Here is a 13,381-nt window from a genome sequence, read left to right on the forward strand (position 1 = left end):
AGAATGTATTTCAATTCTTTATCTATTTTTCTATAACGATAGCTCAAGCGTTCCAAATATTTTTTATTTCTTTTTCTGCTTCTTTTAAAGTTGCTGGTAAAAATTTAGGTTGATAAGTTAACGTTAGCCAATAATCTCCATAATTCTTAAAATTGACGTTTGCTAACTGTGTAATACTTCTTGCTGAATTTTTATGGTTCACTTTATCTTGTGCAGAACGTGATAACTTTTTCTTTTTTGCCTTCACTCCTCTAGCTGCTCTTTCTGCATCTACAGTTCTTGGAATTAAATATACCTCTACATATTCTCCACAAGATAAGACTTTTTCTCTAATAAACATATTTTGCTATCTCCTTAATTTCTATTTTGATATTTACACTTTTTAGTTTCCCGTGAATGTTAATACCCTATACAAGGACGTCAAACGCTTGTTATTTCAGCGTTTAATCTTGTTACTGAAGCAAAAATATGTTATAGTTGTCTTGTCGAAATAACTATAGACTTGAGTTTGCTTTGGTAAACTTGGGTCTTTTATTTTTTAGCAAAACTAGAGCCCGATTTTTTTTGGGGCAATGGATTGCTATTTTTTTATTACTCATTTAAGCAATGATTTTAATTAGTTCATTTTCAGTTTCTTCTTGTAACGCTTCAGATAAATACTCTTTGATATTGTTCATAGCTTCGTATTTCCATAAACCGCCATCGGCATCGAATAACGCACAATCTGCACGATCATTAACACGGAAAATAAATGGGCTTTCTGGCTGTACAACCTCTAAAAAGGTGCGGTATGGTCTTAAAATCGCAGGACTTGGTACTTTCGCTTGTTGGACTGTAGCAACTTGCTTCACAGCGACAACTTGAGAAGTACCATCGTCTTTAATGTCAGCTCCGCCTTCAATTCGTAAAGAACTAGTGCAAGCTCTAATTGCCTCTACATCTTCCGTTCTATCAAACAGCGACATAATATTAATAATGAAGCTTTCTGAATCCATAAAACGACTAAACGGGAAATCATCTAAAATAGCTTTGGCATAAACTAAACATTCACGCTTTCTATCTTCGTTCAGTGGACTTAAAACTTTAACTAGTGTTGGTGATTCTACATGTAGAATTATTGGTTTGTAAGTAAAATCTGCATCAGATTTTAAATAGTCAACTAGTTCTGTTAATGAATTAACTTCTAAAGAACTTGCGTACGGAATTGGATATAATTCTTTCAAGCTTGCTTTGCTTGCATCATAAAATGACTTACCGTGTTCTTGTTCGTAGATAACATTTTGACCTTCGGCTAAGTCCACTGCATACTGTAACGCTGATTTAATATTTTCTTCTGACATATTCATTCTCCTTTTTATGTTTAATTAATTTTTCTAAAATCAATAACAGTCATTTCTTCTTGAGCTTCGGTAGCTTCCTGTTTTTCTACCTCACTCACTGGTTGCCCAGTATCTGTTGCTAATTCTCCTTTTTGGAAATCCATATACGTTTGTCCCTTAACATTACTTAAAAGTTCATTTGCTTCTGGATAACCAGTTTCAAAGCTTCTATTAACAATCATTCGAGCAGATACTTGGGTACGTGGTACTAATTTTTCTTTAGTTTGCATTTCAATATTGGTTACTTCTCGGTACTCATCTGGTGTAAAGTCTAACTGAATAACTACAGAACGTTTCTTTGTTGCTTCTGTGTTTAAATCAAGAATGTTTTCAATTACTTTTTCCATTGAAGCTATAAAACGCTCTTGTAATGCGCCTTCGCCAATAGTAGATAAATCCAAATTAATATTTTTCACTTGCTTTACAGTCCTTTCATGCTATAATTTAAATAACTTAACTTTTCGTTTGCTGTGTAGTTTGCCCTGCACAGCTTCTTATTTGCTCTTTTTCCATAATAATCAACTAACTTTCTAAATAAGCTTGTGCTACTTTATCATGCTCGAAATATGGGGCAATATAATATTTAACCCCACCAACTTCTACTAATCGACCTTCCACTAATCTAAGAAGGTTAGAAACAACACCTTCACAGACATTAAAGAAAAATTCTGTGGCGCTAATTGTTGAAATACCATTTTCTGGATCTTCAACAACAATATTTGCAATTGCGTTTAATGTGTTTACTTTAACCATGTTTATTACCTCTTTTTCTCATTTCAGAAAATAAAGAATTGTACAGTTTATTTACTTTCTTTACCTCAATATCCTTTAACACTTGGGTAGGCTGTTTAAAATAGCCTTTATGTTTTTTCTTTACCATGCGTTGCAACTCCATTTCTCTGATGGCACTTTCTCACCAAACATATCTAATACCGCTTCATCTGTCCCACACATAAAGAGCAAATGTAAACATTTGGTTCATGTCGTGATAAAGCATTTTTTTCTAGTTCACGTTCCATATAATTCACGCCACATCTAGGGCATAGACATCTTTCATCACTTTCTATAAATATTTCATTATAAGTTTTTGTATCCATTTTTTTCACTCTCCGCAATTAAACTTGAAATAAACAAGGAAATGACCATTACAATTCCTGTTTTTGCATTTAAGGTTGTAATATAAACTAGCGATGCTAATAAAATAAAATCAGGTAAAGCTGTTTTAATATGTTTTTTCATACTATATTTCTCCAATCAAAATGATTACTTTTTCTTTCCATACGCTGGCGAGCGTTCTTATATTTTTCTACTGTTTAAAAACATTTTTAATTCTTCTTTATCAATTCTATGGTCATTTGCTGAAAATTTAACTAGGTGTAAACCTTCTGAAATCCATTGGTTGAGCTTATCTTCTCCAATATGAAGAACTTTCTTCACTTCTGCTTTTTTCGAATAAGGTGGCAAATCTTCTAAACCTTGAGCAGTTTGACTAAAAACATTTAAAGCCAGATTTTTAATATCTTCTTTTAATTCATCTTTGAATGAATCAGGTAATTGAATTGGTAACATTACTTCCATTTAAAACTTCCTTTCTATATTTATTTTTCGCTTCATTTACTGGTTTAATTAGACTGAAAGCGAGACATCTAAAATGTTAGAATTTATACAAAATAATTTTTTTAGCATAGTATCACTATTCATTTCAGCAGTAGCTTTATATCTTTCTTTAAAAAGAGAATTTAGCCAAAAATTTAATCTTGAAGTTATTCTTTTAGATGAATGCCTGTTTGAATGCTTAGTAGATAGAAGTAGTAATGATACACCTGATAAATATTGGCATACAAAATACAGATTATTCCCCAATGTAGTACTTACAAATAATAGTTCACGCCCAATTACACTTATAGATTTTCAACTGAATAATGAAGAATCTTATACATTATTCACCGAATACGGAAATTCTTATACAACAACTTATCAAACAAATACAACTGAACTCGGAAATGGAGTAATTGCATTTACTACTGACGGCGAAGAAGCTATTACTCATGTCTTAAATGAAAAACATATGATTAGCCTCCCCGTAACTTTAGCACCCTACGAATCTACTGCAGGAATTCTATTTTTCCATTACAAACAGTCTTTAGTAGGAACTAACAAGCTTAATATACGTACATCAAGAGGTCTTAAAACTGTACCTTTAACTGTTTGTAAATCCTACGTATCCAAATTGAAGACTGGCTACGTCCCTCCAGAAGAATCTCTATTTGATTAGGATAATAGTTATATTGATTAACAAACATATCTATTTCTGCTTCAAGGTTGTACTTTTGCAATTGAAAAGCTTTTCTCTCGTTTAAAGTAATCTCAATCTTTTCTGGTGGTTTTCCTTGTTGTTCAATAAAATTATTCAGCATACCATTAGTAATTTTCTCTAATTCCTCACAAATAGCTTTGGAGGAGTTTTTATTTGTCATCTTCCCACCACCTTTCTAAGCTGATTAATGTTTATTTCTCACTTTATTTATTGGTATAATCAAGTTGAAAGTGAGGTGAATACTATGGGACAACAATTTCAAAAAGTTTGTATCAACGGTCATCAAGTTAGCGTTACTTCTAACGTTCCAGAAGACCCAAAAGAATTTTGTGAGAAATGCGGTAAAAAATTAATTTCTACTTGCCAAGAATGTCACTACCCTATTGGAGGTTACTACAAAGTAGACGGTATACTTGACTTAACTAAGCGTACTGCTGAATTACCATACTATTGTAAACAATGCGCTCAGCCATATCCTTGGACAAAATTAATATTGGATGGTGCAACTGAATTACTAGCTCTTGATGATGAAATTTCTGAAACTGATAAAGAATTAATTAAAACTGCACTTCCAGATTTACTAATTGATACGCCTAAAACAAAAGTCGCTGAAGCTAAATTTAAAAAGGGATTTTCAAGAGCTTCATCGTTAGTGAAAGATTCTCTTTATAATTTACTTGTAGACGTTGTTTCTGAAACAGTTAAAAAGTCTATTTTTCCAAATTAGGCTTACTACACCATTGACAATAATTTGAATTTTTCTTAATTACACGATTACACCAATAACAGTTGGTATAGTCGTGTTTTCTTTTTAAATATTTAAAATAGAAGTTTTTATAAAACATCTTCTTTACTTTTTTCTTAATTCTACGTTTCATCTACTCACCACCTTTCTAAGCTAATTGATGTTTCTTTCTCACTTCATTTATTGATATAATTATTATGAAAGTGAGGTGAATACTAATGGAAGATAAGCCGTATTTTGTAGATGAAACGATAAATTTGGAAACTGATTTATATTTAAAAACTAAATTATTATATAAAGAAATGACTACTACAGATATTTCTGATATACCTATCATCGATTTCCGACTTTCCGAAATTTATTCTTTAAGAGATAAATTGGATTTATTTCTTAAAATAAAGTTTGAACTACAACACTACGAACTAACTTCACTTATTTCTTTCTGGGATAGAACCTTTCAGGAAATGAAAGAAATAGTTGAAAATGGTGATTCAAACAAATCTTATTTAGTAGGTGAGTTTGAAAATTACCAAGATGAACATGAAATAGTTGATGAAATGCTTAAAAACTACTCAAATTCTATTAACAAGTAACAACTTATTTAATTAGTGTCTGTTTAACGACCGACACTAATTTTTTCTTTCATTGCCTGTTTTTCAATTATTGCATCTACTGTTTCTATGAGTTCCTCACTATAAGAACCAATTAGATTCCAACGAACATCTTTCAATTTTTTACGTGCTTCTTCATAAGTTTCACTATCATCTAGTAATTCTTTAGCTAGTTGCTTTGTGACTTCCATAAGTTTCCACTGGGCTTTTCTCACTCTGTCTTTTACATTGTCCATCTTCTCACCACCTACATATCTCAAATTGAGATATTTCTATTTAAAAAAATAATTTTGATACTTCTTCTCCTAATTCTTGAGAAATCAAAATCATTTCATAATCTTGAAACGGATACTTTCCAGCTTTTTTTTTCATAATGTTCACGAGATACACCGATAACTTTTGCAATTTCGGCTGTGGTTACTTTCTTCAAACGTCTTACTTCTTTAAGCTTTGTTTTTGGTAGTAAATATTGTACTTTTAAAGCTTTTTTATCTATTTGTTTTACTGACATTTTTATATCCTCCCTTCTTGTCACAACAAATACATCTCAATTTGAGATATAAGTCAAGGTGGAAATATCTCAAAAAGAGATTTTATTATTTACTAAAATATCTCAATGTGATATATTTATCTCAAGAGGTGGTGAAACAATGAAAAACATACTCGGAAATGTCATACGTGACATAAGAAAAAGTAAAGGACTTACTCAAAAAGATTTAAGTAAATTAACTGGGTTTAGTCAAAATACTATTTCTAATCATGAAAATATGAATCGTTCTTTAGATGAAGTTGACATTAACATCTATGCAAAAGCATTAAATGTAACTCCTCAATATTTATTTGAACATGCAACAAGTAATAATGATAATTTAAACATAATAAGTATTTATACTAAACTTACCGAAGAGAATCAACAAGATGTATATAACTACGCTGAACAAAAACTTGCTAAACAAGAAAACAAGTCAGCTAATAAAATAACTCATCTACTAAAAAAAGAAGAAGTTATTGATTTAGCCGCTCATTCTGAAATTGATGGTCGTGTTTATTCCAAAGAAGAAATAAAAGGTATCATGGAATATTTAGATCAATTTATTGACGAATAAAACATAGTATTTATATATACAAAGAAATACACATAACTTAAGCAGGTGTCCCCTATGAATGATTATGAAGCGTTAGTTGATATAGTTAATAAAGAAGTACCGATAAAAGAAATAAGCCTGAAATCTAAAACTAACGATACGGCTTATTTCTACAGAGGTACTATATTTATTGATAAAGATTTATGTACTATTGATAAAAAAGAACGGTTGTATGAGGAATACGGGCACTATAAAACTAGTGCTGGTATAATTCTCTCTCAAGACGTTACAGAAAATAGAAAGCAAGAAAAACTTGCTAGAAATTATGGTTCAGAATTAGCTATTAGCCTTGATGATTTAATAGCATCTTGGAAACTTGGGCATATTTACTATTGGGAATGCGCTGAATTCCTAGGTTTTACTTCTGAATATGTTTATAAAGCCATTCAACATATTAAAGAAAAGAATGGTGTGAGTTTTACTTACAAAAATTATCAATTTAACTTTGTTACTGAATCTTCTCTTTTTATCAAAGAATTTTAAATTTAATACTATTTCTCACAAAAAAATCCCAATCGCTAGTAAACGATCAGGACATAAAAAAACCAAATTAATTATATCAGAAATGAGGATTGATTGAAATGACAACAAAAAAACCAAATTATGACAAATCAAGTACGCACCCACGCAGAGAACCAGCACCTAGTAAAAAGTATCCAAGTAGCGATGAAATATTAAAACATTCAAATAACACTGAATATAGAAACTCGCTAAAATTTGAAACTCACGAAACTACAGGAGATGATTTATTTAAGAAAAAATAACTTAAGCTAATTGATGAAAGACATGTATCTTAATCTTTTTCTCTATATCTATGTAGACTGAATAAGTACCTGCTCCTTTTTTTTCATTTTCTTTGTACAAATCAATTATTTCTGCTTCAGACCAATCACTAGGATTTTCTATAATTGATGTAAAAACTATGTCAAAATAATCAAATTCAATATCTTCTGGCATTGAAGCAACTCTACCATTAATTATACAGGTTCCATTAAAATCAAAAATTGCTATACGTAGTTTTCCACTTTTATCAAAAACTTGTTTATATCTTGATAGCTGTCTTACCTCTCCAAACTCTTGTTTCCTTCTAAATTTATTTATATACTTTTGATAATATTCACTTGTTAGAGGAAACACCTTGGGATATATCAACACAGATATGATTAAAATCAATATGCTAACAATAATTGGATTCCCTAAGATTTGATTACTTTCAAATGTTTGTAGTATAGATAAACCTAGGAAACAATTAATTCCTGACAAAATTGCCAATATTACTTTATTTTCGTCTGAACGCTGACGATTTATAGAAATCATGTTTAATTTGTATAAGGTCAAATATGCAACATATCCTGGTACTGATGTTCCTACTAATTTCAATATTATATCTAATATATCTTTTTGCTCTAACATATATTTACGTACCCCTTCAAATTGGATTAGTTTTACCTAATCCAATTATAACATAAAGATTAGCCTTAGGGCTTTTCTTTATAAAAAAACAAGAACATACATTCCCTATAATACATTTCTTTCTATACGCTGGCGAGCATTTAAAGAAATAAGAAAGTAGGTAATAATAAATGGTTCAACAATATAGTAAATCAATAAAAGAATATACAAAAAAAGATGGTACTAAAGCATATCTATTTAAAGTATATTTGGGTACTGACCCCTTAACAGGTAAGCAAAAATTTACTACACGGCGAGGATTCAAAACTAAAAAGAAAGCTGATCTTGCTCTTTCTCGTTTAAAAATTGAAGTAGCAGAAAAAGGATTATCAATTAGAGATTTAAAAGTTAAATATAATTTTGAAGATGTCTATAATTTGTGGATAGAATCTTACGAACGAACTGTTACACCAAATACTTTTATACGTGTTAAAAGTTTGTTTAAAAAACAAATACTTCCAGCTTTTGGTAATCTACGTATTGAACACATCAAACCAGCTTATTGCCAAAAAGTGATAAATGATTGGTATGAAAAATACACTACGTTTGGTGCGTTAAAATCATATACTACAAAAGTTTTCAACTATGCACAAAAATTAGAAATAATTGATTCTAACCCAATGATTATCATTGATACCCCTAGAAAGAAATACAGTACTGATAAAATTAAATTTTATGAAAAAGATACATTAATAAAATTCCTTGAAACCGTAGAAAAAACTCAACCTTATCATATCTTTACTTTTTTTAGATTAGTTTCTTTTTCAGGATTACGAAAAGGCGAAATGTTGGCATTAACTTGGGATAATATCAATTTTTCAAAATCTCAAATACATGTTAAACGAACTATAACAAAAAATTCCAATGGTGAATTAATACTAGGGTTAACACCTAAAATAAAAGCTTCTGTACGTACTTTAAGTATAGATGAAAAAACTATGCTTGTTCTAAAGAAATGGTACATGCCACAAAAAGAAGAATTCTTTAAGCGAGGAATTTCTTTACAAAAAGAACAGCAAGTATTTTCAACAGAAAAAAATGGAATAGTTGCTTTAACTACCCCTAATCGATGGCTGAAATATGTATGTAAAGAATACCATTTTGAAGATATAAAAATACACGGCTTTAGACACACTCATTGTAGTTTGTTATTTGAAAGTGCTATGGAGTAATCTCAAAACGGAGATATTAGCCAATGGTTGAAAGTTATTCAAGAAAGAATGGGACACTCTAAAATTCAAACAACCCTAAATATCTACAACCATGTAACTAAAAAAGCTCAACAAAATTTTGAAAAACAATTTGCAAACTTTGCTACATTTTAAAAAGCTTAGTCAATTTCTTAGTCAAAAAGTGGACAAAAAAAGAAAACCCTTGCCACACAAGGGTTCTCAAACATTCAAAAGTTGAATGAATTATTTTACTGTTACTGAAGCGCCAACTTCTTCTAAAGCAGCTTTTAAAGCTTCTGCTTCTTCTTTAGAAACAGCTTCTTTAACTGGTGCAGGAGCGCCATCAACTACAGCTTTAGCTTCTTTCAAGCCTAAGCCAGTTGCTTCACGAACTGCTTTGATAACTTTAACTTTTTGATCGCCAGCTGCTGTTAATTCAACAGTGAATTCAGTTTGTTCTTCTGCTGCTCCACCTGCTGCTGGTCCAGCTACTGCTACAGGAGCTGCTGCTGATACGTCAAATTTTTCTTCGATAGCTTTAACTAATTCGCTTAGTTCTAAGATAGTTGCTGTTTCTAACTCAGCAACGATGTTTTCAATGTTTAATGCCATTTTGAATTTCCTCCATTTAAATTAAAATTGTTTGTTTTTTATTTGTTTGAATTAGACTGCAATTAAGCAACTTCTTCGTTTTTCTCTGCCACTGCTTTGACAGCGTAAGCCACGTTGCGGACTGGCGCTTGTAATACAGATAATAGCATAGATAGTAAACCTTCGCGGTTTGGTAGTTTTGCCAACGCAGTAATTTGTTCCACTGAAGAAACTTTTCCTTCGATGACGCCACCTTTGATTTCTAATGCTTTTGCATCTTTAGCAAATTCGTCGATGATTTTAGCTGGTGCTACTACATCGTCGTTGCTGAATGCGACAGCAGTTGGGCCTGTAAAGACTTCGTCTAAGCCGTCTAAACCAACTTTTTTAGCTGCACGAGAAAGGATTGAGTTTTTGATGACTTTCATTTCTACGCCTGCATCACGTAATTGTTTACGTAAGTTAGTGACTTCTTCAACTGTTAAACCACGGTAGTCCACGATTACAACTGATGCTGCTGATTCAAATTTCTCAGCGGCTGCTTGAACTAGGGTTTCTTTTTTAGCGATTGCTGCTTCACTCATTTATTTCACCTCCTGATTTTGATGGTGGAGTTGGACTTGGTTTACGATATGTAAAGTAGAAGAATCAAATGAAACTTCGCTCACTTCGTTCGCCAAGTATTGTTTTACATCGGCTTTTTTTCAAAAAGTCGTGTAAAACAACAAAACTCCATGCCACCGTAGACATAGAGGGACCGAATTGTATATAACTCAACAATTGTCCTCGGTAGGAAATTAAGACTTGCGTCACCTACTGTCTTCGGTACAGTTAATTATTAACCTCACTCACTTTACCATAGGGTAAGTGAGTGAGTCAAGAATTTTTTAATTATTTTCTTTCAAATTAGAAAGAAGCTTGGTCAACGTGGATTCCAGGTCCAAATGTTGTTGTTACTGAAATGTTTTTGATGTATTGACCTTTAGCAGTTGATGGTTTAGCTTTCAATAATACGTCGTTAATTGTGTTGAAGTTTTCAACCAATTTTTCGTTATCAAATGAAACTTTACCGATTGGTACGTGGATGTTACCAGCTTTGTCAACGCGGTAAGTTACTTTACCAGCTTTAACTTCTTCAACAGCTTTTGTAACGTCCATTGTTACAGTACCAGTTTTAGGGTTTGGCATTAAACCTTTTGGTCCTAAGACACGGCCTAATTTACCAACTGTAGCCATCATGTCAGGAGTCGCAACAACTACGTCAAAGTCGAACCATCCACCTTGGATTTTTGCAACCATGTCGTCGTCGCCTACGAAATCTGCACCAGCAGCTTCAGCTTCTTTAGCTTTTTCGCCTTTAGCGAATACTAAAACAGTTTGTGTTTTACCAGTTCCGTTTGGAAGCACAACTGCTCCACGGATTTGTTGGTCTGCTTTTTTAGGGTCAACGTTCAATTTGTAAGCAACTTCAACTGTTGCGTCAAATTTCGCGATGTTTGTATCTTTTGCTAAAGCTACTGCTTCTTCAACTGAGTAAGCTTTTGTAGCATCAACTTTTTTCAATGCTTCTTGCATTTTTTTGCTCTTTTTAGCCATTTTGTTTCCTCCTTGATTGTGGTTATAACGGTTGTACCTCCCACGTCTTTCATATCTTTAAATATGAAACGAACTGAGAAGCTACTTCTTTGAGTAAGTGTGGAATAAAAATTATTCTACGATGATACCCATGCTTCGTGCAGTTCCTGCAACCATGCGCATTGCTGCTTCAACGTCAGCGGCGTTTAGGTCTGCCATTTTAAGTTCAGCGATTTCTTTCACTTGATCGCTTGAAACTGTTGCAACTTTAGTTTTGTTTGGTTCACCTGAACCTTTTTCGATTTTTGCAGCTTTTTTCAATAATACTGCAGCAGGTGGTGTTTTAGTAATGAATGTAAATGAACGATCTTCATATACAGAGATTACTACTGGAATAATCAAGCCTGCTTGGTCAGCTGTACGAGCATTGAATTCTTTAGTGAATCCCATGATGTTGATACCTGCTTGACCTAACGCTGGACCTACTGGTGGAGCTGGTGTTGCTTTCCCCGCAGGAATTTGTAATTTAACGATTTTTTCTACTTTTTTAGCCACGAAAATACCTCCTTAAGTTCTCGTGCGTGGTTAATGGGGTTGAGATTTCCCCTCCCACTCAACGTACATTTAAAACATACCCTATTACTATACAGGATTACCTTTACTTTTTCAAGATGTTTTTATGATTTCAAGACAATTTTTTTATCTGTTATTTTCTTCATGAAATGTGCATCATGCTCAATCACTAGCATTGCAGGCTTCACAGATAAGATTAGCGCTTCTAATTGTTGATGATTAAACACATCCAAGTAATTAAGGGGTTCATCCCAAATATAAAGTTCAGCTGATTGAGACAATGATTTGGCTACTTCGACTTTTTTCCGTTGGCCCATACTCATTTGTTCAATTCGGTTAGCGAAAACGGCGCGCTCCATCCCAAGTTTTCGTAAGTTATTTAAAAATTGGGTGTAATCTAACTGATTTTTCTCTGCAAATTCAGATAAAGTTCCTTGATTGTCTTCATAATCTTGGCGCACATAAGAAATGGTTAATTGGTGAGCCAAAGTAGCTTCGCCTTCTGAATCCCCAGAAAAATTATCCAATAAATACTGAATTAAGCTCGATTTTCCTGAGCCATTTTTTCCTGTTATTCCGACAATTTCTCCCGCGTTTATTGAAAAAGAAAGTGGCGCAAATAGCCAATTTTTCTCGTAGCCCAGACGAAGCTCTTCCACCGTCAATAATGTTTTGTGATGCGTTGGCTGATAATCCATTGACAAAGGATCAATATACTCAAGATCTTTTAATAGTTTTTCTTTTTCTGCTAATTGTGTTTCGGCGCGTTGTTGAATGTGTTTCGAGCGCTTCATTACGCGCGCTGCCCGGGCACCAATGGCTCCTGTATCAAAAATCGCCCCGCTTCCTTTTTCCTTAGCGTTGCCGTACTTATCACCTTCACGGTTCATCGACCATTCCGCTTTTTTACGAGCGGTTTCTTTCAAGCGATTGACTTCTTTTTTGATTTTTTCATTTTCTGCTAGTTCAAAAGCATCTCTTAATTTTTTTTGCTCTTCATAAATAGAAAAATTCCCTTGATACAGCGTCAATTGACTTTTTTCAATCGCCAAAATATGATCAACCACTTCATCAACAAATGCCCGATCGTGGCTGACTAAAATAAACCCGTGTTTCTTTTTCTTCAAATATTCAGCCACTTGTTGTCTGCCAGCTAGATCTAAGTGATTTGTTGGCTCGTCAATTAAAGGAAAGGCATTTTCTTCAATAAAAAGAAGACCTAATAAAACTTTCGTCTTTTCACCGCCTGATAAAGAAGAAAAGGGCCGCCATAAAACTTCAGGATCAACGTTTAAAAGCGTTAATTCTCGTTCTAATTCCCACTGTTTAAAAGAAGTCACCTCTTGTAAGACATAATAAGTGAGCTGTTGTTCTTCTGCAACTGTTTGTGGAAAATAGACGAAATCGACTTGATGAAGAATCTCTCCTTGGTAATCCAACTGCTTTTGTAACAATCTTAATAAGGTTGTTTTCCCACGGCCATTGCGGCCAATCAATCCTAATTTCCAATTGGTATCCATCGTGATATTTGCCTGATCAAAAAGCAATACTTCTTGATTATCATAGGCAAAAGATAGTTGTTTTAGTTCAATTTTCGACATAAATATACCTCCATAAAGCAAAATTGATGCAGCTTTACGGAAATCAGCGGCATCAATCCAAGGTATACAAAAAGACCCGTGGCTGAATTCTTTAAGCTAATTTCCGAAAATCCGCACACTCCACCCGTTATATTCAGGCAAAGTTATACAGTTTCTCTAAAAAATTAACTTAAATTTTCAACGCACGAATCCCTCTTTTCATCTTTTATTATCTAGAATT

General features: G+C 32.9%; 22 protein-coding genes and 1 other annotated feature. Of the genes, 7 read left to right on the plus strand and 15 right to left on the minus strand.

Annotated features, from left to right (window positions below):
- Window positions 1-43: 43 nt before the first annotated feature.
- The 7 genes from IGL07_RS10970 to IGL07_RS11000 all read right to left on the minus strand — a co-directional run bounded on the left by IGL07_RS10970 (window position 44) and on the right by IGL07_RS11000 (window position 2,957).
- Window positions 44-340: a hypothetical protein gene (locus IGL07_RS10970; protein WP_010817588.1), complete on the minus strand. Its 297-nt coding sequence runs from the start codon at window positions 338-340 to the stop codon at window positions 44-46.
- 259 nt (window positions 341-599) lie between these two features.
- Entirely contained in the window at window positions 600-1,340 is a 741-nt protein-coding gene (locus IGL07_RS10975) for a hypothetical protein (protein ID WP_438747400.1), read from the minus strand.
- 20 nt (window positions 1,341-1,360) lie between these two features.
- Window positions 1,361-1,795 carry a hypothetical protein gene (locus tag IGL07_RS10980; protein ID WP_010817590.1) on the minus strand — a complete coding sequence of 145 codons (435 nt, stop codon included), beginning with the start codon at window positions 1,793-1,795 and terminating at the stop codon, window positions 1,361-1,363.
- 106 nt (window positions 1,796-1,901) lie between these two features.
- Entirely contained in the window at window positions 1,902-2,132 is a 231-nt protein-coding gene (locus IGL07_RS10985; protein WP_010784282.1) for a hypothetical protein, read from the minus strand.
- Window positions 2,125-2,259 (minus strand): hypothetical protein, encoded by a 135-nt coding sequence (locus IGL07_RS10990; RefSeq protein ID WP_010784281.1) that lies wholly within the window; start codon window positions 2,257-2,259, stop codon window positions 2,125-2,127. Before IGL07_RS10990 ends, IGL07_RS10985 begins: the two co-directional genes overlap by 8 nt.
- Window positions 2,260-2,456: 197 nt before the next feature.
- On the minus strand, window positions 2,457-2,618 hold the full coding sequence (locus IGL07_RS10995; RefSeq protein WP_010817592.1) for a hypothetical protein: 162 nt from the start codon (window positions 2,616-2,618) through the stop codon (window positions 2,457-2,459).
- A 57-nt stretch (window positions 2,619-2,675) separates the two neighbouring features.
- Window positions 2,676-2,957, minus strand: coding sequence for a hypothetical protein (locus IGL07_RS11000; RefSeq protein ID WP_010817593.1), 282 nt, complete (start codon window positions 2,955-2,957; stop codon window positions 2,676-2,678).
- 73 nt (window positions 2,958-3,030) lie between these two features.
- On the opposite strand from IGL07_RS11000, the gene IGL07_RS11005 reads away from it, so the two are divergent.
- The 3 genes from IGL07_RS11005 (at window position 3,031) to IGL07_RS11015 (ending at window position 5,034) form a co-directional block, all read left to right on the plus strand.
- On the plus strand, window positions 3,031-3,654 hold the full coding sequence (locus IGL07_RS11005; protein ID WP_010817594.1) for a hypothetical protein: 624 nt from the start codon (window positions 3,031-3,033) through the stop codon (window positions 3,652-3,654).
- 286 nt (window positions 3,655-3,940) lie between these two features.
- Window positions 3,941-4,423 carry a DUF2321 domain-containing protein gene (locus tag IGL07_RS11010; protein WP_010817596.1) on the plus strand — a complete coding sequence of 161 codons (483 nt, stop codon included), beginning with the start codon at window positions 3,941-3,943 and terminating at the stop codon, window positions 4,421-4,423.
- Between the two features lie 236 nt (window positions 4,424-4,659).
- Entirely contained in the window at window positions 4,660-5,034 is a 375-nt protein-coding gene (locus tag IGL07_RS11015; RefSeq protein WP_010817597.1) for a hypothetical protein, read from the plus strand.
- A gap of 23 nt (window positions 5,035-5,057) precedes the next feature.
- On the opposite strand, the gene IGL07_RS11020 is transcribed toward IGL07_RS11015, so the two are convergent.
- Window positions 5,058-5,288: a hypothetical protein gene (locus IGL07_RS11020; RefSeq protein WP_010817598.1), complete on the minus strand. Its 231-nt coding sequence runs from the start codon at window positions 5,286-5,288 to the stop codon at window positions 5,058-5,060.
- 95 nt (window positions 5,289-5,383) lie between these two features.
- A complete protein-coding gene (locus IGL07_RS11025; protein ID WP_010817599.1) occupies window positions 5,384-5,563 on the minus strand; it encodes a hypothetical protein in 180 nt (59 codons plus the stop codon).
- Window positions 5,564-5,621: 58 nt separating this feature from the next.
- Here IGL07_RS11025 and IGL07_RS11030 point away from each other — a divergent pair, with 58 nt between their 5' ends.
- The 3 genes from IGL07_RS11030 (at window position 5,622) to IGL07_RS11040 (ending at window position 6,961) form a co-directional block, all read left to right on the plus strand.
- On the plus strand, window positions 5,622-6,158 hold the full coding sequence (locus tag IGL07_RS11030) for a helix-turn-helix domain-containing protein (RefSeq protein WP_258080278.1): 537 nt from the start codon (window positions 5,622-5,624) through the stop codon (window positions 6,156-6,158).
- A gap of 54 nt (window positions 6,159-6,212) precedes the next feature.
- Entirely contained in the window at window positions 6,213-6,680 is a 468-nt protein-coding gene (locus IGL07_RS11035; protein ID WP_010817601.1) for a hypothetical protein, read from the plus strand.
- Between the two features lie 89 nt (window positions 6,681-6,769).
- Window positions 6,770-6,961, plus strand: coding sequence for a hypothetical protein (locus IGL07_RS11040; protein WP_181033788.1), 192 nt, complete (start codon window positions 6,770-6,772; stop codon window positions 6,959-6,961).
- A gap of 1 nt (window position 6,962) precedes the next feature.
- Here the strand turns inward: IGL07_RS11040 and IGL07_RS11045 are convergent, their stop codons facing one another.
- Window positions 6,963-7,610, minus strand: a complete 648-nt coding sequence (locus IGL07_RS11045) for a hypothetical protein (protein WP_010817603.1) — start codon at window positions 7,608-7,610, stop codon at window positions 6,963-6,965.
- Between the two features lie 170 nt (window positions 7,611-7,780).
- On the opposite strand from IGL07_RS11045, the gene IGL07_RS11050 reads away from it, so the two are divergent.
- Window positions 7,781-8,821: a tyrosine-type recombinase/integrase gene (locus IGL07_RS11050; RefSeq protein WP_010817604.1), complete on the plus strand. Its 1,041-nt coding sequence runs from the start codon at window positions 7,781-7,783 to the stop codon at window positions 8,819-8,821.
- 243 nt (window positions 8,822-9,064) lie between these two features.
- Here IGL07_RS11050 and rplL read toward each other — a convergent pair whose 3' ends face one another.
- The 5 genes from rplL to lsa(A) form a co-directional block, all read right to left on the minus strand.
- Window positions 9,065-9,433 carry a 50S ribosomal protein L7/L12 gene (gene rplL, locus IGL07_RS11055; RefSeq protein WP_002356427.1) on the minus strand — a complete coding sequence of 123 codons (369 nt, stop codon included), beginning with the start codon at window positions 9,431-9,433 and terminating at the stop codon, window positions 9,065-9,067.
- 62 nt (window positions 9,434-9,495) lie between these two features.
- The gene (gene rplJ, locus IGL07_RS11060) at window positions 9,496-9,996 is read right to left on the minus strand and encodes a 50S ribosomal protein L10 (protein ID WP_002356426.1); all 501 of its coding nucleotides are present in this window, start codon (window positions 9,994-9,996) and stop codon (window positions 9,496-9,498) included.
- Window positions 9,997-10,126: 130 nt separating this feature from the next.
- Window positions 10,127-10,256, minus strand: a sequence feature (ribosomal protein L10 leader region).
- Window positions 10,257-10,318: 62 nt separating this feature from the next.
- The gene (gene rplA / locus IGL07_RS11065; protein WP_002356425.1) at window positions 10,319-11,008 is read right to left on the minus strand and encodes a 50S ribosomal protein L1; all 690 of its coding nucleotides are present in this window, start codon (window positions 11,006-11,008) and stop codon (window positions 10,319-10,321) included.
- Window positions 11,009-11,119: 111 nt separating this feature from the next.
- Window positions 11,120-11,542, minus strand: a complete 423-nt coding sequence (gene rplK / locus IGL07_RS11070; protein ID WP_002356424.1) for a 50S ribosomal protein L11 — start codon at window positions 11,540-11,542, stop codon at window positions 11,120-11,122.
- Between the two features lie 122 nt (window positions 11,543-11,664).
- Complete coding sequence (gene lsa(A) / locus IGL07_RS11075) at window positions 11,665-13,161, minus strand: ABC-F type ribosomal protection protein Lsa(A) (RefSeq protein ID WP_010817605.1); 1,497 nt, start codon at window positions 13,159-13,161, stop codon at window positions 11,665-11,667.
- Window positions 13,162-13,381 lie beyond the last annotated feature (220 nt).

Origin of the sequence: Enterococcus sp. DIV1368f (assembly GCF_051712245.1) — a bacterium.
GTDB lineage: Bacteria > Bacillota > Bacilli > Lactobacillales > Enterococcaceae > Enterococcus > Enterococcus faecalis.